Raw genomic sequence first — 22,614 nt, 5'->3', positions numbered from 1 at the left:
GGTCCGCGTGAACCCCTAAGACGACCATGCCCGTCGCGTTGAATGCATCCCCGTCGCCCCTGTCGGCCGCTGGGACCCCGCTCTCCTACCTCGTCGGCCAGGACGGCGAAGGCCATTGGGTGGCCGTCGAGACCGGCGGACGGGCCGGGGGCATCTTCCGCTCGCGCCAGGATGCGATCCGCTACGCCTGCGTCGAGACCGGGTGCCGGCCCGACGACGTGAAGCTCGCCGCCGGCCCGATCCCGTTCCGGCTCGGCTGACGGGCTACGTCAACTGCTGCCGGGGTCGGTCTCGTCGTTCTGCTTGCCGCCGCTGGCCGGCCCGGCCCCCGGATGACCCTCGGTCTTCTCGTTCGGGTCCTTCACGGCGTCGGGCGCGACGTTCTTCGGCGTCTCGGGCTTCGCGCCCGGCTCGTCGTGTTCGCTCATTCCCGATTCTCCTGTTCGGCTCGGGCGTGCCCGTCCGCGACAGTCTTGCCGGCGGCGGGGCCGCGGGAGGCCTTCTGATCGGAATGGCCGCCGGATGAGCCGCCGATGGCCGGCGGCGACCGCCCCGGCTCGCCGGTGCCGCCCCACCCCTCCCGGGGCTCCGGCTGGGGCTTGCCGCCCCCGCCCATGTCGGTGATGGCGGCCTGATCGGCCGTCTGGTGGCCGCCCCCGGCGGGCGGCTCGCCGCGGGACCCGACGGTGTCGTCGGGCTTGCGGGTGACGGTGCCGGACTCGCTGGTCGGTCGGCCCATCAGCGCTTCCCGTCGTCCTGGCCGACGGCCGCCGTAGCGCGGTCGATCGCCTCGTTCAGCGCCGAGCCGCCGCCGGACTTGCCCTTCAGCTTGTCGAGGTTCTCCCGCGGCGTCTCGGCTTCGGTGGCGTCCGTGGCGTCGGAGCCGGGGGTACCCGAGGCGATCCGCGCGGTCTCGGCGTCGCCCGCCGGGTCGCGCTTCAGATCCGCCTGCGTGCGGGCAGGCGAGCCGACATCCAGCGGCGAGTCCTGGCCGAGATCTTGGCCGTTGCGATCCGCGTTGGCGTCGAAATCCTTCAGCGACGGTCGTTCTGTCTGCCCGATCATGGCTCACCTCTCCGTGTCTTCGCGGGACAACGGAGGCGGCGAAGGAGGGTTGCGCCGGCGGGGCGATCGAGCGCGGGTGGGTCGTCCGCGGCGTCAGCGGCCGACGATCCGCGGCAGGAGCTTCCGGGCGAGGCCCAGGACTGCGTCCTCCGCCGCCCCGCGGTCGATCGACCGGGCGTCGATCGTCAGGAGATCGCCGTCCCGCAGGACGACGGCGGTCGCACCGGCCCCCGACCCGAAGGCGTAGGACGTGATCCACGCCACCGCTCGACCGGCCGGCAGGGTGGTCAGCCGGCAATCCGGGTTCTTCTGCAGGCACATCGTTTCCAGCGCCCCCATGGTGGTCTTGCCGGACCGGATACGGCCCTCGGTTCCATCCGTGAGACGTCCGAGCTGCAGCGCGACCGTGGGAGCACCATCGCAGGGCGGGCAGGTCAGCATGAGCTGGAGGGGCTGCGCCTGCACGGTGGCGTCCTTGCCGAGCGCGTTGCGGGCTTCATCTGCGAGCGGCGTCAGGTCGTGGACAGCAAAGCCCTGCGCCAGCGCCGCCTGAGACCAGAGGCTCGACAGGATCACGAGGAGACAGCGCATCAGGAATCACCGATCGATCACAGGATCGGCGGTAACGGAAAGAGTGAGCTAGATCCAGACCGGCCCTGGAAATTCACCGACCAACTATATCGCACGAAAACAATGGCAAGTTTGTTATTGTGGGGTAAGATAGATCAAGTTTCTAATCTGAAAACTATGGGAATGCGTATTGTTTGTTGCATCTAGGAATTTAATTTTGTAAGTCGGCGGCAGCACAGGGCGCTGTACTTGCGGCGATTCATCGGGACGCTCCGCGGTGTCAATGCGTCCAGTCGCGGGTCGCATTCCGATGGCGCCGGGTCCCACCAAGGCACCCTCAATCACGTAGCCCCGCGCCATCCGAAGGGGCGCGGGGCACGAGCAGGTCCTTGCGCGGAGCAAGGTCTCCCGGTCAGCCGATCCCGTCGAACAGCGCCGACGAGATGTAGCGCTCGGCGAACGAGCAGGCGATCGTGACGATGCGCTTGCCCTGGAATTCCGGCCGCTTGGCCAGTTCGAGCGCGGCCGCGACGTTGCCGCCCGTCGAGATGCCGCCCGGGATGCCCTCCAGCTTGGCCAGCGCCCGGGCGGTCTCGAAGGCGGTCTGGTTGGACACCTTCAGCACGCCGTCGAGGATGTCGGTGTGCAGGTTGTCGGGGATGAAGCCCGCGCCGATGCCCTGGATCTTGTGCGGGCCGGGCTGGCCGCCCGAGATGACCGGGGAATCCTCCGGCTCGACGGCGAAGACCTTGAGGTTCGGCAGGCGCGGCTTCAGCACCTCGCCGACGCCCGTCACGGTGCCGCCGGTGCCGACGCCGGCCACGAACGCATCGAGCTGGCCGCCGGTGTCGCTCCAGATCTCCTCGGCCGTGGTCTTGCGGTGGATCTCGGGGTTGGCCGGGTTCGAGAATTGCTGCGGCATCACCGACCCGGGGATCTCCTTCAGCAGCTCCTCGGCCTTGGCGATCGCGCCCTTCATGCCCTGGGCGCCCGGGGTGAGCGCCAGCTCGGCGCCCAGGAAGGCCAGCATCTTGCGCCGCTCCAGCGACATCGTCTCCGGCATGACCAGGATCAGGCGGTAGCCCCGGGCCGCGGCCGTGAAGGCCAGCGCGATGCCGGTGTTGCCGGAGGTCGGCTCCACCAGCGTGCCGCCCGGCTGAAGCTTGCCGGAGGCCTCCAGCGCGTCGATCATGTTGACGCCGATGCGGTCCTTGACGCTGGCGATCGGGTTGAAGAACTCCAGCTTCAGCAGGATCTCGGCGTCGACGCCGTGCTCCTTCGGCAGGCGGTTCAGGCGGACCAGGGGGGTGTTGCCGATCGTCTCGGTGATCGAGCCGTAGACACGGCCATGGCCGACCTTCGCCGGCGCGTTAAGGGTATCGGCCATCGCGGAGCTCCTGCTCGTGTTGGGGTCGATGAGATGTGGGTCCGGAAGGACGAGACCAACACCCCCGGGACGGGAGGCTTGGTTCAGCCCGGACGGGAGGCTGCGATATCGCGTTGCCGTCCGGGGAGCAATCAGGCTAAGTGCCCATATCGAAAGTTCTTTCCGCTCTCGCACTGTTCCCGGCCGAGCCGTGGAACAGCATTGCTGACTATCGCGGAGTCGAGAGAAACTTTTTCTCCTGATCGGCGCCGGTCCGGCGCCCGTGCGAGGCGTGCGCCGATGTCGACCCGCGGACAGCTCTTGGGACCAGGGATGGCGAGCCGCCGGACGGCACTCCTGGGCGTGCTGGGACTCCTCGCGTCCGGATCTGCCCGCTCCGACGAGCCCGCCCGCGTGGTTCTGGCAACGGCGACGCCCGGCGGCGGCTTCCCGGCCTTCGGTTCCGCTTTCGCGGATACGATCCGGCACGCCGATCCGACGCTGATCATCGAGTCCCGTCCCAGCGGCGGATCGGTCGACAATCTCGGTCTGCTGCAGGCCGGCAGCGTCGATCTGGGCCTCGTGCAGGGGGAATACGCCTACCCGGCCTTCGCGGTCGCCGACGGCGTCACCGTGCTGGCCCCGATGTATCCGACGCCCGGCCTGTTCGTCGTGCCGGCGGCCAGCCCCATCCGCTCCGTGGCGGATCTGCGCGGCCGCCCGGTCGTGCTGGGAACGCACCAATCGGGGCTCACCGTCATGGCCCGCAGCGCGCTCGCCGCCTCGGGGCTCGACCCACACCACGACATCCGCCCGATCCTGCTCGATCGCGCGGGCGACGGGCCGACCCTGGTGCGCGACGGTCAGGCCGATGCGCTCTGGGGCGGCGGTCTCGATTGGCCGGGCTTTTTCGCCATGGCCCGGGCACCGGGCGGCGCGCGGTTCTTCGGTCCCTCGGAGGCCGGTATCGCCCGTCTGGCGCAGCCCGGCGCCGCGATGAAGCGCCTGACGGTTCCGGCCGGCAGCTTCCCCGGTCAGGCAGATCCGATCGAGACGGTGGGCTCGTGGAGTTTCGTCCTGGCGCGCCCGGGCTTCGATGGGGACGCGGCCGACCGGATCGCCCGCGCGCTCGGCCATGACAGGGCCGCCCCGACGAACCCGAAGAACCTGATCGGCCTCGTGCCGCCGGAGCGCATCAATGCGGCCACCGCGCGCTATCTCCGCGCGGCCGGCCTCCTGCAGCCGTGAAGGGCCGCGCGATCAGCGGAACCCGGCGACCCGGCGATCCCGCTTCCGCTCGGTCGCCGGCTGATAGGCGATCTCGGCGTGGTGGGTGCAGTAGGGCAGACCCGTGATCGAGCGGGCGCCGCAGAACCGGAATTCCGGCGTGGTCGGATCGCCGAGCGGCCAGCGGCACATGGATTCCCGGAGGTCCATGATGGTGACGCGCTGGGAGACCGGCAGGGGCATCGGAGCCGGGGCCGGGGCGGCGACCGGAAATTCCGCCGCCGGACGATGGGGCACGATCGCGACCGGCTCCGGGGCCTGGGTCTCCACCACCGCGATGGCGGTCTCGATCTCGATGACCTTGGCGGTCGGCGCCGCGGCGGGCGCTTCTTCCCCGCCCCGGGCACGGCCCGCCAGCCCAAGGCGATGGACCTTGCCGATCACGGCATTGCGGGTGACGCCGCCGAGCTGCGCCGCGATCTTGCTCGCGCTCTGCCCGTCTTCCCACAACCGGCGCAGGAGCGCCACGCGATCATCCGTCCAGCCGACAGCCGTTTCCATAGTCCCCTCCGCCCCCTGCGGCCCGCGCTGCGCCGAACCCCGGCGCGCGCCTCCCGGATCCCGAGGACCCGTCCATCGGCGGAATACGTTGCCGAGCGAACCGCGCAGCCACGCCGGGCGGGCCGCACCATGGTGCGACACCCTGTCCCGTCAGGCCGCAGGGAACCCTAGCGCGGCGCTCCCGAACGTTGCAAGGGTGCGCGGCCGCCGCCCTCGACCCCTGTCCACCGGCAATGCCCGCTTGCACCCCCACGGTGGCTCACCGGGATCGGGTTTGGCGCCGTCGGAGACCGGGCCGGCCACGGCATCGGGGCATCGCGGGCGGCCTCGCTCGTGCCGTGATCCCGTCGGATCGTGACCCGGGCGCCACAGCAGGCGGATATCGCGCTTGCCGGGCGGCAAAGACGGAACGCGCGTCACGGCCAGGCTCGTTTCCTGTGGCAATGTGGCCAAGCTTCACGGATCAAGGTGACGAGATGGGTTTCCGTCGGACAGGCTTGCGGGCGCTGGCCGCGCTCGGGCTGGCGGGTCAGGTCGCGGCCTGCGGCAGCCTTCCGCGCACGCCGTACACGGCCGAGCAGGCCTCCCTCGCGAGCGTTCCCGGTATCCCCGGGGCGCGCGTCTACGCGGACGCCTCCGTGGAGACCATTGCGGAACTCGCCGCCAATCCGCATCGCCGGACCAAGGGCTTCTCCTATCTGGCGCTCTCGGGCGGCGGCGGCGACGGCGCTTACGGCGCAGGCGTCCTCAACGGCTGGACCCAATCGGGCCAGCGGCCGGAATTCACCCTGGTCTCCGGCGTCTCGACCGGCGCGCTGATCGCGCCCTTCGCGTTCCTGGGTTCGGGCTACGACGCCTATCTCACCGAGTTCTACACCAGCGGTGTCGCGAGCGAGCTGGTGGCCTCGCCCAACCTCGCCAATGTGCTGTTCGGCTCCGGGCTGTTCGGCGACGGCCGCCTGCGCAACCTCATCGACCGCTACGTGACGGCGGACCTGATCCGCGCGGTGGCGGAAGAGCACGCCAAGGGCCGGCGCCTGATGGTGGTGACCACCAACCTCGACTCCCAGCGGGCGGTGATCTGGAACATGGGCGCCATCGCGGCGAGCGGTGCGCCGAATGCCCGGGAGCTATTCCGTGACGTGCTCGCCGCTTCGGCCAGCATCCCGGCGGTGTTCCCGCCGCAATTCATCGACGTCTCGGCCGGCGACGCGCGCTTCCAGGAGATGCATGTCGACGGCTCGGTGGTGACGCCGGTCTTCACCCTGCCGCAGACCCTGCTGCTGCGCGACGGGCGGATCCGCACCGGTGGAAAGGCCGAGATCTACGTGGTGATCAACGGCCGCCTGGAGCCGGATTTCGAGGTCACGAAGGACAACACGCTCTCGATCGTGGAGCGCTCGTTCACGACGGCGAGCCGCGCCCGTTCGCGGGCCACGCTGACCGCGACCTACGCGCTGGCGCGGGGCAACGGGATCGGCTTCAACCTGACCTATATTGACGAGGGCGGCCCAAAGGTGCCGGCCTCGAAGGGGTTCGACACCGCCTACATGCGCGCGCTGTACGACGAAGGGTTCGCGAAGGGGCGGACAGGAACCTTCTGGCAGCACACGGTGCCGGCCGCACCCACGGTCAAGGAGACGGCGAGCGCCCTCGCGAACTGAACCCGCTCGATCCTGAGCCGCGCGCCGGGTGGCGCGCGGTGGCCTGGTTCACTTGCCCAGGATCTTGGTGACGAGGCGGCCGATCGGCGTCGCCGTGCTGGCGTTCCGGTCGTCGCGATCCACGGGGCGGTTCTCGTTGCCGAGGAGCTTGGTGACGAGGCGTCCGATCAGGTTCATGGGATAGCCCTCCGATCTTGCGCCAAAACGGCGCAGCTTTCGATTCAACGGGCGAGCCGCGCGGCGCGTTCCACCCGCCCGGCCCGGTTCAGACCTGCATCAGCCGGATGTTGTTGGTGTTGCCCGCCGTGTGGAACGGGATGCCGGCCGCCACCACGATGATGTCGTTCGGCTTGGCGAAGCCCTCCTCCTGGGCGTGCTGGCAGGCCTTGACGGTCATTTCTTCGTAGGAATCCACGTCGTCCGTGTGAACGCTGTGCGCGCCCCAGAGCAGGCTCAAGCGGCGCGAGGTCGCGAGGTTCGGGGTGAGCGCCAGGATTGCGGCGGCGGGGCGCTTCCGGGCGACCCGGGCCGCCGTCGTGCCGCTCGACGTGTAGGCCACGATCGCGGCGGCGTGAATCGCTTCGGCGAGCTCGGCCGTGGCGGTGGCGACCGCATGGGGCGGCGTCTCCTCCTCGCCGGGCTCCAGGGCCGCCACGATGGAGTGGTAGAGCTTGTGCCCCTCCACGCTGCGGATGATCCGGTCCATCATCGTGACCGCCTCCACCGGGTAGCGTCCGGTGGCCGATTCCGCCGACAGCATCACGGCATCGGCGCCGTCGTAGATCGCGGTGGCGACGTCCGAGGCCTCGGCCCGGGTCGGTGCCGGGGCGTTGACCATCGAGTCGAGCATCTGGGTCGCCACCACCACGGGCTTCACGGCGAGCCGGCAGGCGCGGATCAGCTCCTTCTGGCGGGCCGGCACGTCCTCGTGCGGGATCTCGACGCCGAGGTCGCCACGCGCCACCATCACGGCGTCGGAGAGCCGGATGATGTCGTCGATCCGCTCCAGCGCCTGCGGCTTCTCGATCTTCGACATGATGCCGGCCCGGTCGCCGATGATCCCGCGCGCCTCGATGACGTCGGAGGGCTTCTGCACGAAGGACAGGGCCACCCAGTCGACGCCGAGATCGAGCCCGAAGGCGAGGTCGGCCCGGTCCTTCTCGGTGAGCGGCGACAGGTCAAGCAGCGTGCCCGGCAGGTTGACGCCCTTGCGGTTGGAGATCGGCCCCCCGGTCACCACCTCGGTGGTGATCGCGGTCCGCTCCGGCCCGGTGACCCGGACCCGCACCCGCCCGTCGTCGATCAGCAATTCCTGGCCGGGCACCACGGCGTCGAAGATCTCCGGGTGGTGGAGCGGGATCGTCTGCTTGTCGCCGTCCGCGCCCTCAAGGACGAAGCGCACCATCTCGCCGGCCGTCAGATCGAGGCGTCCCCCCTGCAGCGTGCCGATCCGGATCTTCGGTCCCTGGAGGTCCTGCAGGATGCCGATCGGCCGGCCGACCTCCTTCTCAAGGGCGCGGATCGCGGCGTGGACCCGGGCGTGGTCCTCCTGCACCCCGTGGCTGAAGTTCAGCCGGAAGGTATCGACCCCGGCGAGGAACAGGGCCTTCAGCTGGTCGGGCGCCGAACTGGCGGGGCCGACGGTGGCGACGATCTTGGCGTGGCGGTGACGGCGCATGCGGGTCTCGGCCTCCTGAGGCTGCCTGCTGGTATCGGGCCTGGCGATCTGTCGCCCCGGTGCCGCTCACGTCGGGGCGGACGAACGCCGGGACGAGGGGCCAACGCGCCGGCCTGGAGCCTGTTCGCGCGGCCATTCGATTCGGCCGGCCGTCATCTGGACGCCTCGCGGGCGATCCCGGCAAGCCCCGCCTCGAACACGCCGGCGATGTCGGCGACGGCCTCGGCATCGCTCATCCCCTCGGCGTCGAAGCTTGCGCTCCAGATCACGGTGGACCCGCTGCCGTTCGGCCGGACCGCCAGCGTGGCGTTGTAGGCCCGCACCGGCAGGGGACCCTGGATGAAGCTGTAGCTGTAATTCAGGCCCGTCTCGTCGCGGGCGGTCTCGACCTCCACGATGGTCCCGAGGCCGCCCTTCACGACCAGGCCACGGATCTGCGCGCGGATGCCGTCATCGTCGTCATCGGCCGACAGGATGCAGCGTTCCACCTGCGGGTGCCAGAATTGGATGGCGCAGAAATCGCCGACCAGGGCCCAGACCGCCGGTGCGGGAGCGGGGATGTCACGGCTTCGGGTGACCTCCAGGGCATCGGCCGGAGCAGCGGCGAGCAGAGCTGCACCGATCGTCGCGAGGGCAAGCTGCTTCATCCGTCGATCTCCTTTGGCCACTGAGGCAGGGCGAGGCCCGGTTCGCCGTCCGTCCCGCGGGGTGTCCGCAAGCCCATCGGCGCGCCGTCGCCGCCGCAAGGCCACCTGTTCCACCCCTGGAAGCCGCCCCCGATGGGCGGGTATGCTGACACCCCCACCGATCGCGAGCCCCCAACGCCGATGAGCAGCCCGATACGATCCTGTCCGGAACTCCGCATCGCCGTACTCGCCTGCGCCCTGGCGCCGACCGTCGCCAGCGCGGCGTCCGAGGCGTCGCCACCCGTGCCGCTGCCCTTCGAGACCTGCCGGACAGACCTGATCGCCTGGGCCGCCTCTCAGGCCGTGCCGCAGGGCCTGGCCGAAGCTCAACTCGGCAGCCTGACGTCCGATCCCGAGGTGCTGGCCGCCACCACGAGCCAGGGCGAGTTCGTCCGGCCGCTGTGGGACTACATCGAGGCCAGCATCACGCCGGCCCGCATCGAAGCGGGCCGGGCCAAACTCGCGGACCAGGCTGAGACCTTCGCGGCCATCGAGGCCCGGTACGGAGTCGATCGCCACATCCTGGCGGCGTTCTGGGGCGTCGAATCGAGCTTCGGCGCGGTGCTCGACAATCCCGCCGTCGTGAAGCCGGTGGTCCGCTCGCTCGCGACGCTCGCCTGCGGTGATCCCGCCCGCGCGCCGTACTGGCGCAACGAGCTGTCGGCGGCCCTTCAGATCCTCGCCTGGAACCAGGCGCCGCTCGAGCGGATGCCGGGCGGCCTCACCGGATCCTGGGCGGGGGCGATGGGCCACACCCAGTTCATGCCGAGCGTCTACCAGCGCGACGCGGTCGATTTCGACGGCGACAGCAAGCGCGATATCTGGACCTCGGTGCCGGACGCCCTCGCCTCGACGGCCAATTATCTCCGCGCCCATGGCTGGAAACCCGGCGAGGGCTGGGGCAGCGAGGCGCTGCTGCCCGACGGTTTCGACGCCGCTCTGGCCGACGAGACGACGCCCCGCACCCTCACGGCATGGCGGGCCCTCGGCGTGCGGCCCGCCCGTCCGGCGGCGTTCCCGGACGAGGCCGCGGAGGCCACCCTGATCCTGCCCGCCGGGATCCGCGGGCCGGCCTTCCTGCTGCGGCCGAACTTCGCGGTGATCCTGCGCTACAACACGGCGCTCGCCTACGCGCTGACCGTGGCGCTGCTGTCGGACCGCCTGCGCGGCGATCCGGGCCTCGTCTGCGACTGGCCCCGGGGCGACCGGGTGCTCACCGGGGACGAGCGGCGCGACCTGCAGACCCGTCTGACCGAGCGTGGTTTCGCCACCGGCGGCGTCGACGGCAAGATCGGCCCGAAGACCCGGGCGGCTTTGCGCGCCTTCCAGGGCTCGATCGGGTTGCCGGCCGACGGCTATGCCGATCCTGCGCTGCTGGAGCGGATTCGGGGTGGGCCATCGACGGAGACCCAGCCGAAGTGACCGTGTGATGCGCTGGGTTCAAGCCGAAGCCGGTGCGGGATTTCGGCTGGCAGCAGGCTTCGAGGCAGATGCCGGTCCGCGCGCGCTACCGCCGGCCCGCCGCGGCCAAGCTGCTGCGATCGACGACCTCGATCGCCCCGCGCCGGAGCTCGATCAGGCCCGCCTCGGCCCACTGGGCCAGAACGCGGCTCACCACCTCGCGCACGCTGCCCACGTCGTCCGCGAGCTTCTGATGCGTCACCGCGACGACGCCCCTCGGATCGGCCTCGGCGAGAAGGCGTTGCGCGAGACGCTGCTTCAAGGGCGCGAACGCGACCTCGTCGATCAGCGTGAACAGGCCGGACATCAGCCGGGTGTAATCGTCCATGACGAAGCTGCGGAAGGCGGCGCTCTCGCCCATCAGGTGCTGAAAGGTGCTCACCGGCAGCGCCGCGAGCTCGGTTCGAGCTTCGGCCACGCTCTGGGCCGGGAAGGTGCCGCCCGAGAGCAGGCACTGCGTGGTCAAGGCACAGGTGCCGCCCGGACCGACCTTGTAGATCAGGACCTCGCGCCCACCCTCCGACATGCGGAAGACGCGCGTGCGCCCCTCGAGGCACATCAGGTAGTTGGCGCACGCGCCGTCCAGCTCGTAGGCGACGGCCCCCGCATCCAGAACCGGGAAGTGCACGGTTCCCCGGGCGATCTGCAGATGGGCGGGGCTGAGCGCGCGGAGAAGCGGAAACCGGTCGATCCAGTGCTCGACCTTGTGGGCATCCGTCATGGCTGATGGCGTCCTCCGGGCACGATGACGGGCTGATCGTCCGGCTCGTGGCGTCTTTTTTCGTTTCGCCGGATCGGGAGACCTGGGTCACCGACCGGGCGCGAGGATCCGCCATAGCATCGCGACACGACGAACACGATGAGGGCACTCGCCGCGCGCGACGCCAGCCGGGCGTGATGGGCAGCCCCGGGCTCTCCGCCGAAGCGAGCATCGCTCCGGCGCGGGAGGGCGCGCCGGACCCGTCTCCGCTCCGGTCAGGCCAGGAAGGCCGGCTCGTCCCGGGCGAGCACCCGCTTGACGCTCTCGAGATGCAGCCGGGCGCTCTCGGCGCGGCCGGCCGCCTCCTGGGCGGCGACGTGCTTCACGATCGCCTCGGGCACGACCTTCAGGGTCCGCCCGGTGCTGAGGGCGAGCACCTGCGCCTGCGCGGCGCGCTCCAGATAGTAGAGGTCGTCCCAGGCCTCCGCGATGGTCTCGCCGAGCACCATCACGCCGTGGTTCTTCAGGAACACCACGTCGGCTTCGCTGGCGCTGCTGGCGATCCGCTGGCCCTCCTGGGAGTCCAGCGCCAGCCCGTTGTAATCCTCGTCGACCGCGATGCGGCCGTAGAAGCGCAGGGCCGTCTGGCCGGCCCAGAGCAGGGGCTGGCCCTCCAGCATGGCCAGCGCGGTGGCGTAGGGCATGTGGGTGTGGAAGGCCGCCCGGGCGCGGGGCTTGAGCCGGTGCAGCTCGGCATGGATGTGGAACGCCGTCGCCTCAGGCCGGCCGTCGCCCTCCACGACGTTGCCGTGGAAGTCGCAGAGCAGCAGGCTCGACGCCGTGACCTCCGCGAAGGCGAGACCGTAGGGATTGACCAGGAACAGGTCGGGCCGATCCGGCAGGACCGCCGAGAAATGGTTGCAGATGCCCTCTTCGAGGCCGTTGCGCGCGGCCCAGCGCAGGCAGGCGGCGAGGTCGATCCGGGCTTTGCGGACGCTGTCGGCGTTCAGCGGCTCGTTGCTGCGGACGGGCGGCGTCTCCGGGGCGTTGACCGCGTGAGCCATGCGTGGGGCCTTTCTGATTGTCGTCCCGGTCGAGGCACCGGCCGCCCGCCCATAGCGTGTCGCAGCCTCAGGCGCGACCGTCGGCGACGCCGCCGACGAGGTTGAGGCCGAGCAGGAAATCGGAGGCAAAATCCGTCCGCACCACCGGCTCCCGCGCCGCTGGATCGCGCAGGACATCGCGCTCGGCCCGGCGTGCCGCCACGGCCTCGTCCACCGAGACCCCCCGGAAGGCGATCCGCGCCCCGCCGCGCACCTGGGCCAGGCGGCCGAGATCGGGGCCGATCACGGTGGCGATCTTCGGATAGCCGCCGGTCGATTGCCGGTCGGCCATCAGCACGATCGGCAGCCCGTTGCCGGGCACCTGGATCGCCCCCATGGCGACGCCGTCGGAGACGATATCGTGGCCCTTGGCGTGGCGGAGGGGCGTCCCGTCGAGGAAGCAGGCCATGCGGTCGCCCCGGGGCGAGACCGTCCAGGGGCCGGCCAGGAAGGCCGCGATCTGGTCGGGGGCGAAGTAATCGTCCTGCGGCCCGAGCACCACGCGGATCACGCGCGGGTCCCGGTCGAGCCACGGCGCGACGAGGCGGTGCGGGGCGACGTCGCCGAGCCGGGCTTCGGCGATCGGCAGGCGGTCGCCCGCCGCGAGACCGCGTCCGTCGAGGCCGCCGAGTCCCGAGCGGGTGTGGGTCGCCGTCGATCCGAGGACCGGCGCCACCGCGATGCGGCCGCTCACCGCGCAATAACCCCAGGCGCCGGCATCGCCCGCCCGCACGACGAGGGTCCGACCGGGCTCCAGGGCCAGCGCGACGGTATCGGGCAGCGTCGCACCGTCGAGGGCGACCCGGAAGCCCGGCGCGACCAGCGCGATGCCGACCGCGCCGCCCTCCGCGGTCAGCGTCACGCCGCCGGTCGAGATCTCGATGGCGGTGGCGTCGAGGGCGTTGCCGGCCGCCCGGTTGGCGGTGGCATGCATCAGCGGATCCATCGGACCGGCCGCGGTGATGCCGTAGCGCAGGTAACCGTGCCGGCCGCCATCCTGAAGGGTGATCCCGGGGCCTGCGGCCTCGACGTGAAGCGCCGTCATGTCCGGGATTCCCAGCGGCGGGCCACCGGTTCGCCGCTGGCCTCCCGCGCCGACAGGGCGTCGAAGGTCGCGGCATCCACCGGCTCGAAGCGGATCAGGTCGCCCGCACCGACGAAGAAGGTCGGATCGCGCTCCGGTGCGTAGAGCCGGGCCGGGGTTGCGCCGATCACGTACCAGCCGGTCGGCATCGGGACGGTGGCGACCGCCGCGAGTCCGCCGCCGATCACCACCGCGTTCGCCGGATGGGGCGGGCGCGGGCTCGCCCGGCGGGGCACGGCCAGGACCTCCGGCAACCCACCGAGATAGGCGAAGCCCGGCGCGAACCCGTACATGTAGACCCGGTAGGTCGCCCCCGCATGGGTCGCCACCACCGCGTCGGGCGAGAGGCCGGTGCGCTCGGCCACCTGGGCGACATCCTCCCCGTGCGGGGCGGCATAGCAGCAGGGCAGCGTCCACAGGGTCGTGGCGGCCGCGCGGTCCAGCGTCCCGGCCGCGAGGGTCCGGACCCGTTCGACGAGCGCCGCGCGGTCGAGCACCAGGGGATCGTAATGCAGCATCAGGGAGCGATAGGTCGGCACGCGCTCGCGCAGGCCCTCGGGTGGATCGGCGCCGAGGGCCTCGTCCAGCGCCAGGACCCGGTCGCTGATCGCCGGATCGACCGTGCCGCCGAACTCGACCACCAGGGCGGCCTCGCCGGCGTCGCGGAGCCGGGGCTCGTCCAGAGCTGCGCTCACGGTCGGAACGGTGCCAGCGTCACCCCGGCGCCCTCCAGCCGATCCCGGACCGCCCGAGCGGTCGCGACCGCATGGGCGGTGTCGCCGTGCACGCAGATCGAGCGGATCGGGGTCGGCAATTCCCGGCCCGATGCCGTCAGGATGATGCCGTTCTGGACCATGCGCAGGATTCTATCCGCCGCTCCTGTCGGATCGGTGACGAAGGCGCCCGGCTCGCTCCTGGGGATCAGCTGCCCCGCCTCGGTGTAGCCGCGGTCGGCGAAGATCTCCTGGTGGACCTCGAGCCCCGCCGCCTCCCCCGCACGCACCTGGGCGCTCAGCGCGATGGCGAGCAGCGCCAGCCCGGGATCGACCGCCTTGACGGCCCGGGCGACCGCATTGGCGACGGATTGGTCCTCCGCCGCGAGATTGCCCAGCGCGCCGTGGGTCTTCACGTAGGTGAGGCGGTGGCCCGCATAGGCGGCGAGCGCCTGGGCGGCCCCGACCTGATAGGCGACCAGCCGCTCGATCTCCCCCGGGGTGAACGGGATCCGCCGCCGGCCGAAGCCCCAGAGGTCCGGGAAGCCCGGATGGGCGCCCACCGCCACGCCGCGCGCCTTCGCCAGCGCGAAGGTGCGGGCCATGATCTCGGGATCGCCCGCGTGCAGGCCGCAGGCGACGTTGGCCGAGGTGACGATGTCGAGGATCGCCGCGTCGTCGCCGCAGGTATAGGCGCCGAAGCCCTCGCCGAGGTCGGAGTTCAGATCCACGCGCGTCAAAGGATGGCCCCTTCGCGATGCCGGGAATGCACCGACTCGCGTCTGCAGTGAGATGGCACCCGGGACTTTTGAGCAGGCCGACACGGAGTGCAAGGGCGATGCCGGGCCGCATCCGCAAAGGCTGCGACCCGATGGCGGCCCGGTGACGGGATGGCGCGCTCAGCCCGCTCCCAAGAGCCCGGCAAGAGCTGCGCGACGGTCGAGAGATGCGGCCGGTCAACCCGCGGCAAGTCTGAGCCTTGTTCGCGCCGATGTGAAGTTCTGGGCAATCGTGGCGGAACTTTTAGGTGGATTTGGCAATTGGCGGTGAGTAAAATCTTCGGAGGAACGTTCATGAAGGTCACACGCCTGGCCAGCGCCGTCGCGCTCCTGGCCCTCGCGGCCAGCCCCGCCCTTGCTGCCCCGTGCGCGACCGGGACGACGATGCCCAAGACGCCGGATCAGCACGCATCCAACCCGCAGAGCTCGGACGTCGACAAGTCCAGCAAGAATCTCGCCGGCGGCAATCAGCCTGCTTCGCCCGGCACGGTCGGCGCCATGAACAACGCGGGCGCCACGCAGACCGCGGACCGCGAGGCGAAGACCACGCCGGGCGCGAAGTCCAACAGCACCGATCCGGGCGCAGCAAACCTCGCCGGTGGCTCGCAGCCGGCTTCCCCCGGCACGGTGGGCGCCATGAACAAGGCGGTGGCCGACCGGGATACCGCCCCGGTGAAGTCTGACGGCTGCTAAGTCACCCCACCAAGACCTGCTCTGATGAGAGCCCGCCTCGCAGTGCCGAGGCGGGCTTTTTCGTGGGGCGACCGTGCCGGCATCCCAGATAAGTTCATCACCCGAACCCTGTGCGCCCGTCCCCCGCCTTCGATCACTGCCGGGTTTGAGCCGAGCCGTTCCGGGTGTATTTGGCATCTGAACCGGGATAATTCGGCAATCGGGCAGGGGGGCAGAACGTGGGTGTGCGAGGGCCCCTGATCGTCGGCGGCGTGGTGATCGTGGCGATCGCCGTTGCCATCGGCGCGGCGGATGCGGTCCTGCCAGCCCGGGCCGCACCCTATCTGCAGGATCTGCGCGCGCGGATCGATGCGTTGCTGCCCGATCTGCGCCGAGCGCCCGTCGCCGAAGTGCGCCTGCCACCCCCGCGCACCGCCGTCGAGGACGGACGCACTTTCATCCGGTTGACCGACCCGGAGCGGAAGCGGATCGGCCTTGTCACCGAGACCCGGCCGGCCGTCCTGCACCGGCAGGAACTGACAGCCTACGGCACCGTCCTCGACATCGCGCGCATCACGGAACTGGCCAACAGCTACGCGGGGGCCGTCGCGGCGTTGCAGATGGCACAGGCGCGCGTCGAGGTCTCGGCCAGCGCCGCCCGCCGCGCCCGCAACCTCGGCGCCGGGGTGGTGGCGGTCGCCCAGATCGAGACCGCAGAGGGCACGTTGCTCACCGATCGTGCCGCCCAGACGGCGGCGGAGTCGCAGGTGCGGACGCTCAGCGCCACCGCGCGGCAGGAATGGGGATCGGTTCTCGGCAAGGCGATCATCGACCGCGCGCCCCTGGTGACCCGTCTGATCGAGCGTTCGGATTTCCTGATCCAAGTGACCCTGCCGCCGGGTGAAAGCCTCGCGACGCCGCCGCAGGCCGCCTTCGCCGAGGTGCCGCCGCAGAGCGAACGGGTCGCCCTGCGGCTGGTCTCGCCCGCGACCCGGACCGATCCCCGCATCCAGGGGCAGAGCTTCTACTATCTCGTCGCGGGCGACAGCGGCCTCCTGCCGGGCACCAGCACCATGGCCTTCCTGCCGGCCGAGCGGTCGGTCCGCGGCGTGCTCGTGCCCGAGGATGCCGTCGTCCACGGGGAGGGGGGAACCTGGGTCTATCGTGGCACCGGCGACGGCGCCTTCGTGCGCCATCCGATCCGGCCGGACGCGCCGATGTCGGCGGATTCTTTCGTGGTGGAGGATCTGCCGGACGGCACCGAGATCGTGCTGCGGGGCGGGCAGGCGCTCCTGTCCGAGGAGATGAAGAGCCGCATCCGCGTGGTGGGCGACGACGATGACTGAGCCTTCCGGGGAGGCGGCGCGCGGGCCGCAGGCCGCCCTCGTCGGCTTCGCCGTGCGGCAGCCCCGGGTCGTCCTGGCTCTGGCCTGCGCGCTGCTGGTCTTCGGCCTCTACGCCCTCGCGGGCGCGCGCTACGACGTGTTTCCCGAATTCGCGCCGCCCACCGTGACGATCCAGGCCGAGGCGCCGGGGCTCGATTCGGAGCAGGTCGAGATGCTGGTCACGCAGCCGGTCGAGGTCGCGGTCGGCGGTCTGCCCGGCCTGGAGACGCTGCGCTCGACCTCGATCCAGGGCCTGTCGGTGATCACCGCGGTGTTCAAGGCCGGCAGCGACGTCGACCGGGTGCGCCAGCGGGTCAACGAACGGCTGGCCGCCCTGGCGGGGCGCCTGCCCGACGGGGTCTCGGCCCCCGCGATGACGCCGCTCACGTCCTCGACGCTCACGGTGCTGCTCGTCGGGCTCACGTCGGCGACGCGCGACGCGATGGACCTGCGCCACATCGCCGAATGGACCGTGCGCCGCCGCCTCCAGTCGGTGCCGGGCATCGCGCAGGTGTCGCTCTACGGCGGGGCGGTGCGCGCGCTGCAGGTCCAGATCCGCCCGGACGACCTGATCCGCTACCAGATCGGCCTCAACGACGTGCTGGCGGCGGCCCGGAAGGCGACCGGCGTGCGCGGGGCGGGCTTCGTCGACACGCCGAACCAGCGCGTCCTGCTGCGGACGGAGGGGCAGTCGCTCACCCCCGAGGCGCTCGGGCAGACGGTGCTGCACAACGATGGCGGCCCGAGCGTGCTACTCTCGGACGTCGCCACGGTGACGGCCGCCCCGGAGCCCGGGATCAGTGCCGCCCTGGTGGACGGCACGCCCGGCGTGCTGCTGATGGTCGGCGCCCAGGTCGGCGTCGATACGCGGGTGGTGACGGCACGCCTGGAGACGGCCCTCGACGAGTTGCGCCCGGTCCTGCAGCGCGAGGGCGTCGCCGTGCGGGCCGACCTGTTCCGGCCGGCGAATTTCGTGGATGTCGCCACCGGCAACGTCCTCCAGGCGCTCGCCCTCGGCGGCGTGCTGGTGGTGATCGTGCTGCTGGTCTTCCTGGCGGACTGGCGGGCGGCCCTGATCAGCGCGACGGCGATTCCCCTGTCGCTGATCGCGGCCGCGCTCGCCCTCCAGGCCTGGGGCGAGAGCCTCAACACCCTGACGCTCGGCGGGCTGGCGCTCGCCATCGGCGAGGTGGTGGACGATGCGGTGATCGGCGTCGAGAACGCGTCCCGCCGGCTGCGGGCGGCGCGGGCCGAGGGGCGTGGCGGCGCCCGGGTGGTGCTCGGGGCCATGCTGGAGGTGCGCAGTTCCGTCGCCTACGCGACGCTCGCCGTGCTCCTGATGTTCCTGCCGGTCCTGGCGCTCACCGGAGTGGCCGGACGCCTCTTCGGCCCGCTGGCGCTCGCCTATATCGCGGCGGTGGTCGCCTCGCTCCTCGTGGCGCTCACGGTAACGCCGGCCCTCGCCTTGCTGCTGCTCGGCGGACGTTCAGGCGCCGGCGAGGCGGCGCGCGAGCCCCCGGTCGTGCGCTGGAGCCGGGCGGGCTATCTCGGGTTGCTGACGCGGATCGCCCGGGTGCCGCGGCTCGTGATGCTGGCGAGCGTCCTGATCACGCTCGGCGGCGCCGCCATCCTGCCGACCCTCGGCGCGGTGTTCCTGCCCGACCTCCGGGAGGGCCACATGATCCTCCACATGGTGGCGGTGCCCGGCACCGCGTTGCAGGAATCCCAGCGCCTCAGCGGCCTCGTCACCGCCGACCTGAAGGCGATCCCGGGGGTGCGGGCGGTCGCCGCCCAGATCGGGCGCGCGGAGGCCGGCGAGGATACGGCGGGGCCGCATTACAGCGAGATCCATATCGACCTGGAGCCCGGCCTCGACGGGGCCGCCCAGCGCCAGGTCGAGGCGGCGATCCGGACGCTGATCGCGGGCTTCCCCGGCGCCGCGTTCTCACTCAAGTCCTTCCTGACCGAGCGCATCGAGGAAACGGTGTCGGGCTACACCGCGCCGGTGGTGGTCAACGTGGTCGGCAGCGATCTCGACCGGATCGAGGCCGCGGCGCGCTCGGTCGCCCGCGAACTCGCCGAGGTGAAGGGCGCCCAGGACGTGCAGCAGGCCGCGCCGGCCGGCCTGCCGCAGGTCACCGTGGCGCTGCGACCGGTGGATCTGCGCCATTGGGGGCTCGATCCGGTGGAGGTGCTGGAGGCGGTGCGCACCGCCTATCAGGGCGACGTGGTCGGCCAGAGCTACCGGGGCAATGCGGTCGTCAACGTGCTGGTGATCCTCGACGCCCAGGTGCGCGGTCGCCTCAGCGCGGTCGGCGATCTGCCCCTGCGGGCGCCCGGCGGGCGCTACGTGCGCCTGTCGCAGGTCGCCGACGTCTACGAGAGTGCCGGGCGCTATCAGGTCCAGCACCTCGGCGCGCAGCGGATGCAGGCGGTGACCGCCAACGTCGCGGGCCGCGATGTGGCGGCGTTCGTGGCGGCGGCCAAGCGCAAGATCGCCCGCGAGGTCCGTCTGCCGGAGGGCGTCTACGTGACCTTCTCGGGCGCCGCCGAGGCGCAGGCGGCTGCCCGGCGCGATCTGCTGTTCCACGCGGCACTCGCGGGTTTCGGCATCGTGGTGCTCCTCGCGATCGTGACGGGATCGGCCGCGAACCTGATCCTCGTCCTCGTGAACCTGCCCTTCGCGTTCGTGGGCGGCGTCGCGGCGGCGGCGCTGACCGGCGGCGTTCTGTCGCTGGGCTCGATCGTCGGCTTCGTCACCCTCGCGGGCATCTCGCTGCGCAACAGCGTGATGATGATCGCCCATTACGAGCAGATGGTGAACCGGGACGGCCGCCCCTGGAACGCCGCCACCGCCGCCGAGGGCGCCGCCGACCGGATGGTGCCGATCCTGATGACCTCCCTGGTCACCGGCCTCGGCCTGCTGCCGCTCGCCCTGGGCGCGGGCGAGCCGGGGCGGGAGATCGAAGGGCCGATGGCGCTCGTGATTCTCGGCGGCCTCGTCAGTTCCACGATCCTGAACCTTCTGGTCCTGCCCGTGCTGGCCGAGCGCTTCGCCCGCTTCCGTTCGGCGACGGTCGAGGACCGCGCTGTGGTGCCGCTGCGTTCCTGAGCATCGCGACCGCATCGTTGCGACGGGGCCGTGCAACGCGGGTTGGCGGTTCGGTCTTCATCGGCTGGTTAGGTAATCAAGCCGATGATCCCGGCAGTTAGCGAAGGTTTTATTTGCGTTGGACGCTTCGGAATCAAAACGAACCCGGATCGTTTGACGATCTCGGCGGAGGTCTAAACTGATGCAGGCGGACCATCACGGCCAAGGGGCGGGTTGGGATCATGGGGCCAGCCCGATCATGATATTTGCCCGCTACTAAGGCTGGTTGATCTGGCGAAAACCGTTAATTGTGCTGCTTCAATTCCCTCATGCCCGATCGAATATCGTGCCGAAACGGCAACTGGTGGGCGTCGCGCCGTCGAGGAAGGCCGGCGATGTCGCGGAGGACGAAGATTAATTGCGGTTCAGAGATGGTTATGAAATGCTATCGCTCGAATACACAATTAACGGCTCATTAACCATGTCTGTGTCTTTATCATGCCATGTTCGCCCCGGGAAAGGCAGCAATGAGCATGATCGCGGCGCCCACAGCCTCTTGGTCCCACATCCTGACGCAGGTCGCGGAAAGTCTGGACCGTATCTCCGAGAAGCCCTCGGCGGAGATCTTAAGGCTTAAACCCAGTTCCGGTCCCGGCGAGTTGCCGGCGCTGCGCCTGAGCCTGGACACGGAAGAGGCGCCCGCCGCTGTGATGCCGGACGCGGCCGTCAACGACGCCGATCCGGTCCCGACCGCGACGACGGCCTCGATCGATGCTCTGGCGCAGGCTCCGTCATCCTTCGAAGCCCAGACCGACGCGGTCTCGGACTGGATGACGACCCTCGACATCATCAACGGCATGGTCGGCCTCGCCGACGAGCAGAAGAAGCGCCTGCGGGAGCAGAGTGCCTCCCACGAGGTGCTGATCGAGACCCTGCAGCGCGAGCTGAAGGAGACCCAGCAGCGGCTCCAGCTCTCCGAGATGCGCGCCCACGAGATCCAGACGCGGGCCGATATCCGCCTCCAGCGCGTCCAGGCGGATGCGGATTCGCAGGTCGAGGAGATCCGCGCCGAGGCCGAGGCCCGGGTGCGCACGCTCCAGGCCGAGGCCGAGGCCTGGGTCCGGGCGGCCGAGGAGCAGGTGCGGGTCGCGGACCTGCGCGCCTACACCGCCGAGAAGTGGCTCTCGCGGATCGACGCGGCCGCCAAGACGCTCCTGCTCGGCGGCCATATGGGCCAGATCCAGGCCGAAGGCTAAGGACGAGCGTCCGGACCCCATCGCTCCTCCCCCGGCTTCAGGATCGACCATGGATCAGTCAAGACGGATCGAGTCTGACCCTCGGGACGCGGCCGCGTCGGGCGAAGACGGTGCCAAGTCCGACGCGAAGCCGGACGCCAAGGTCGTGGTTCTCGGGTCGGTGCCGACGAGCGCGAAATGGTCGGGCTTGCTCGACCGGGTGCGCGGTGCGGCCCACTACATCCGTGAAGTCGAGGATCGCGCCCAGGACTACGAGGTGCAGGTCCAGGAGCTGATCGAGCAGGTGCGCGCCGACCTCCGGGATGCCGACGCGAAGGTCCGCGCCGCCGAGCAGCGCACCGACGAGGCCCAGGCGCAGGCGGCGCTGCTGATCCAGGCCGCGGAGGAGCGCGCCCGTCTCGCGGAGGAGCGTGCCGCCTCAGCCGAGGACTGGCTGCGCCGGATTGCCGAGACGATCGATTCCGAATTCGTCGTCGAGCCTCCTGCGCGCAGGACCGGCACGACGGGCCGCTGAGGCCGCGTTGAATGCCTCCCGGTCCGCGGGAGGCACCGAGATATGGACGCGCCGCCCTGGGTGTTCCGCGGGAGCCCCCGGCGTGGCGTTTCCCAGCCGCCGTCTTGAGACACGTACGGGCAGAAGGGAATGGCGATGCCAGCGATGGACGAGGCGTTCTGGGCCAACCTCGATGCGCACATTGTGGCGCACCGGCCGGAGGGCCAGGACAAGCCAACGGCGCCCGCCCAGGCCGCTCCCGCGCTCGCCGTGGTGAGCGACGCGGCGCCTGCGCCCCGCCGGGTCCCCTCCGACTGGACCGGCGTGCTCGATACCCTGACGGCAGCCAAGAGCGCCGCCCAGCAGCAGGAGGCGCGCCTGCGCGAACAGGCCGCCGAGCAGGACGCCCTGCTCCAGGAGCTTCGGCGCACGCAGCAGGAAGTCCGCGCCTTCGAGCAACTGGTGCGCGAGGTTCAGGCCCAGGCGGACGCGAAGGCCGGCGAACTCCGCGCCCGCGCCGAGGCGCAGATCGGGAAGGTCGAGGCGGAGGCGGCCGCGAAGCTTCAGGCGATGGAGGCCCGGGTGCAGGCCGCCGAGCGCCGCGCGGAGGCCGCCGAGGGCTGGCTGGTGCGGATCGAGCAGGCGAGCCGGGATCTGGTGCCGGGCGAGCGCCGCGCCGCGGCCTGAGCGACGTCCGTTGGAGGTTCAAACCCGTGCGTGTTCCCGGCCTCGACGTGGAGCGATATCGGCCGGGACGGCGACGGGTCCTGCTGGTGGGCGCCCGATTGGGTCAGGAGCCCGGCAGCATGCACCCTTTGCTCCGCCGGCCCCTCCTGGCTCTGCCGCTCGCCCTGGCCCTCGGCGGCTGCACGATGGTTCAGGCCGATCCGATCGATCCAGCCGCAATCGGGCCGCTCTCGTCGATGAAGGCGTCTGCCCCGCGCGCGGCCGCGACCGAGGTGCCCGAGGATTCGGCGTTGCGCCTGCGGCTGACGCACCTCTAGCGACCCGTCAGCACGCTTGGCAGAACCGTCCGATCCGGTTGCCCGCGGACGCCGTC

Annotated in this window: 25 protein-coding genes; 11 read left to right on the top strand and 14 right to left on the bottom strand. The window is 71.0% G+C overall.

Going from position 1 to position 22,614, the window contains the following annotated elements; genetic code table 11:
• Positions 1-26 precede the first annotated feature (26 nt).
• Positions 27-260 (top strand): RAG2 PHD domain containing protein, encoded by a 234-nt coding sequence (locus AAHG09_RS02205; protein ID WP_342105105.1) that lies wholly within the window; start codon positions 27-29, stop codon positions 258-260.
• 9 nt (positions 261-269) lie between these two features.
• On the opposite strand, the gene AAHG09_RS02200 is transcribed toward AAHG09_RS02205, so the two are convergent.
• The 5 genes from AAHG09_RS02200 to cysK all read right to left on the bottom strand — a co-directional run bounded on the left by AAHG09_RS02200 (position 270) and on the right by cysK (position 3,022).
• Entirely contained in the window at positions 270-428 is a 159-nt protein-coding gene (locus tag AAHG09_RS02200) for a hypothetical protein (RefSeq protein ID WP_342105104.1), read from the bottom strand.
• Complete coding sequence (locus AAHG09_RS02195; RefSeq protein ID WP_342105103.1) at positions 425-739, bottom strand: hypothetical protein; 315 nt, start codon at positions 737-739, stop codon at positions 425-427. Before AAHG09_RS02195 ends, AAHG09_RS02200 begins: the two co-directional genes overlap by 4 nt.
• Positions 739-1,065: a hypothetical protein gene (locus AAHG09_RS02190; RefSeq protein WP_342105102.1), complete on the bottom strand. Its 327-nt coding sequence runs from the start codon at positions 1,063-1,065 to the stop codon at positions 739-741. Before AAHG09_RS02190 ends, AAHG09_RS02195 begins: the two co-directional genes overlap by 1 nt.
• Positions 1,066-1,158: 93 nt before the next feature.
• Complete coding sequence (locus tag AAHG09_RS02185) at positions 1,159-1,656, bottom strand: hypothetical protein (RefSeq protein WP_342105101.1); 498 nt, start codon at positions 1,654-1,656, stop codon at positions 1,159-1,161.
• 391 nt (positions 1,657-2,047) lie between these two features.
• Positions 2,048-3,022, bottom strand: a complete 975-nt coding sequence (gene cysK / locus AAHG09_RS02180) for a cysteine synthase A (RefSeq protein WP_342105100.1) — start codon at positions 3,020-3,022, stop codon at positions 2,048-2,050.
• A 312-nt stretch (positions 3,023-3,334) separates the two neighbouring features.
• Between cysK and AAHG09_RS02175 the strand changes: the two genes are divergently transcribed.
• Positions 3,335-4,249 carry a TAXI family TRAP transporter solute-binding subunit gene (locus AAHG09_RS02175; protein ID WP_342105099.1) on the top strand — a complete coding sequence of 305 codons (915 nt, stop codon included), beginning with the start codon at positions 3,335-3,337 and terminating at the stop codon, positions 4,247-4,249.
• Between the two features lie 12 nt (positions 4,250-4,261).
• On the opposite strand, the gene AAHG09_RS02170 is transcribed toward AAHG09_RS02175, so the two are convergent.
• Positions 4,262-4,789 (bottom strand): GcrA family cell cycle regulator, encoded by a 528-nt coding sequence (locus AAHG09_RS02170; protein ID WP_342105098.1) that lies wholly within the window; start codon positions 4,787-4,789, stop codon positions 4,262-4,264.
• 476 nt (positions 4,790-5,265) lie between these two features.
• On the opposite strand from AAHG09_RS02170, the gene AAHG09_RS02165 reads away from it, so the two are divergent.
• Positions 5,266-6,453: a patatin-like phospholipase family protein gene (locus tag AAHG09_RS02165; protein ID WP_342105097.1), complete on the top strand. Its 1,188-nt coding sequence runs from the start codon at positions 5,266-5,268 to the stop codon at positions 6,451-6,453.
• A gap of 48 nt (positions 6,454-6,501) precedes the next feature.
• Here AAHG09_RS02165 and AAHG09_RS02160 read toward each other — a convergent pair whose 3' ends face one another.
• From AAHG09_RS02160 to AAHG09_RS02150, 3 genes are all read right to left on the bottom strand, one after another.
• A complete protein-coding gene (locus tag AAHG09_RS02160) occupies positions 6,502-6,630 on the bottom strand; it encodes a TFIIS helical bundle-like domain containing protein (protein ID WP_091714885.1) in 129 nt (42 codons plus the stop codon).
• Between the two features lie 88 nt (positions 6,631-6,718).
• Complete coding sequence (pyk, locus tag AAHG09_RS02155) at positions 6,719-8,131, bottom strand: pyruvate kinase (RefSeq protein ID WP_342105096.1); 1,413 nt, start codon at positions 8,129-8,131, stop codon at positions 6,719-6,721.
• A 152-nt stretch (positions 8,132-8,283) separates the two neighbouring features.
• Positions 8,284-8,778 carry an SRPBCC family protein gene (locus tag AAHG09_RS02150; RefSeq protein ID WP_342105095.1) on the bottom strand — a complete coding sequence of 165 codons (495 nt, stop codon included), beginning with the start codon at positions 8,776-8,778 and terminating at the stop codon, positions 8,284-8,286.
• A 180-nt stretch (positions 8,779-8,958) separates the two neighbouring features.
• Between AAHG09_RS02150 and AAHG09_RS02145 the strand changes: the two genes are divergently transcribed.
• Complete coding sequence (locus AAHG09_RS02145) at positions 8,959-10,239, top strand: lytic murein transglycosylase (RefSeq protein WP_342105094.1); 1,281 nt, start codon at positions 8,959-8,961, stop codon at positions 10,237-10,239.
• Between the two features lie 85 nt (positions 10,240-10,324).
• On the opposite strand, the gene AAHG09_RS02140 is transcribed toward AAHG09_RS02145, so the two are convergent.
• The 5 genes from AAHG09_RS02140 to AAHG09_RS02120 all read right to left on the bottom strand — a co-directional run bounded on the left by AAHG09_RS02140 (position 10,325) and on the right by AAHG09_RS02120 (position 14,618).
• Positions 10,325-10,999, bottom strand: coding sequence for a Crp/Fnr family transcriptional regulator (locus AAHG09_RS02140; protein ID WP_342105093.1), 675 nt, complete (start codon positions 10,997-10,999; stop codon positions 10,325-10,327).
• Positions 11,000-11,253: 254 nt separating this feature from the next.
• Positions 11,254-12,042 carry an aldolase gene (locus AAHG09_RS02135; RefSeq protein WP_342105092.1) on the bottom strand — a complete coding sequence of 263 codons (789 nt, stop codon included), beginning with the start codon at positions 12,040-12,042 and terminating at the stop codon, positions 11,254-11,256.
• Positions 12,043-12,109: 67 nt separating this feature from the next.
• Positions 12,110-13,126, bottom strand: coding sequence for a 5-oxoprolinase subunit C family protein (locus AAHG09_RS02130; protein ID WP_342105091.1), 1,017 nt, complete (start codon positions 13,124-13,126; stop codon positions 12,110-12,112).
• Positions 13,123-13,860 (bottom strand): 5-oxoprolinase subunit B family protein, encoded by a 738-nt coding sequence (locus tag AAHG09_RS02125; RefSeq protein ID WP_342105090.1) that lies wholly within the window; start codon positions 13,858-13,860, stop codon positions 13,123-13,125. Before AAHG09_RS02125 ends, AAHG09_RS02130 begins: the two co-directional genes overlap by 4 nt.
• Entirely contained in the window at positions 13,857-14,618 is a 762-nt protein-coding gene (locus AAHG09_RS02120; protein WP_342105089.1) for a LamB/YcsF family protein, read from the bottom strand. The genes AAHG09_RS02125 and AAHG09_RS02120 overlap by 4 nt, the downstream gene beginning before the upstream one ends.
• 333 nt (positions 14,619-14,951) lie before the next feature.
• Between AAHG09_RS02120 and AAHG09_RS02115 the strand changes: the two genes are divergently transcribed.
• The 7 genes from AAHG09_RS02115 to AAHG09_RS02085 all read left to right on the top strand — a co-directional run bounded on the left by AAHG09_RS02115 (position 14,952) and on the right by AAHG09_RS02085 (position 22,558).
• The gene (locus AAHG09_RS02115; RefSeq protein WP_342105087.1) at positions 14,952-15,350 is read left to right on the top strand and encodes an exopolysaccharide production protein YjbE; all 399 of its coding nucleotides are present in this window, start codon (positions 14,952-14,954) and stop codon (positions 15,348-15,350) included.
• A 224-nt stretch (positions 15,351-15,574) separates the two neighbouring features.
• Entirely contained in the window at positions 15,575-16,675 is a 1,101-nt protein-coding gene (locus AAHG09_RS02110; protein ID WP_342105086.1) for an efflux RND transporter periplasmic adaptor subunit, read from the top strand.
• On the top strand, positions 16,668-19,826 hold the full coding sequence (locus AAHG09_RS02105; protein ID WP_342105084.1) for an efflux RND transporter permease subunit: 3,159 nt from the start codon (positions 16,668-16,670) through the stop codon (positions 19,824-19,826). Before AAHG09_RS02110 ends, AAHG09_RS02105 begins: the two co-directional genes overlap by 8 nt.
• A gap of 506 nt (positions 19,827-20,332) precedes the next feature.
• Complete coding sequence (locus AAHG09_RS02100) at positions 20,333-21,061, top strand: V-type ATP synthase subunit E family protein (RefSeq protein WP_342105083.1); 729 nt, start codon at positions 20,333-20,335, stop codon at positions 21,059-21,061.
• A gap of 49 nt (positions 21,062-21,110) precedes the next feature.
• Positions 21,111-21,575: a hypothetical protein gene (locus AAHG09_RS02095; RefSeq protein WP_342105082.1), complete on the top strand. Its 465-nt coding sequence runs from the start codon at positions 21,111-21,113 to the stop codon at positions 21,573-21,575.
• A 129-nt stretch (positions 21,576-21,704) separates the two neighbouring features.
• Positions 21,705-22,241, top strand: a complete 537-nt coding sequence (locus AAHG09_RS02090) for a hypothetical protein (RefSeq protein ID WP_342105081.1) — start codon at positions 21,705-21,707, stop codon at positions 22,239-22,241.
• A 119-nt stretch (positions 22,242-22,360) separates the two neighbouring features.
• Positions 22,361-22,558 carry a hypothetical protein gene (locus AAHG09_RS02085; RefSeq protein ID WP_342105080.1) on the top strand — a complete coding sequence of 66 codons (198 nt, stop codon included), beginning with the start codon at positions 22,361-22,363 and terminating at the stop codon, positions 22,556-22,558.
• Positions 22,559-22,614: the final 56 nt, after the last annotated feature.

It is taken from the genome of Methylobacterium guangdongense (assembly GCF_038442355.1).
In the GTDB taxonomy this organism is placed as follows: Bacteria; Pseudomonadota; Alphaproteobacteria; order Rhizobiales; family Beijerinckiaceae; genus Methylobacterium; species Methylobacterium guangdongense.
Note: the sequence above shows the minus strand (reverse complement) of the source record. Positions and strands in the feature narration are given on the sequence as shown.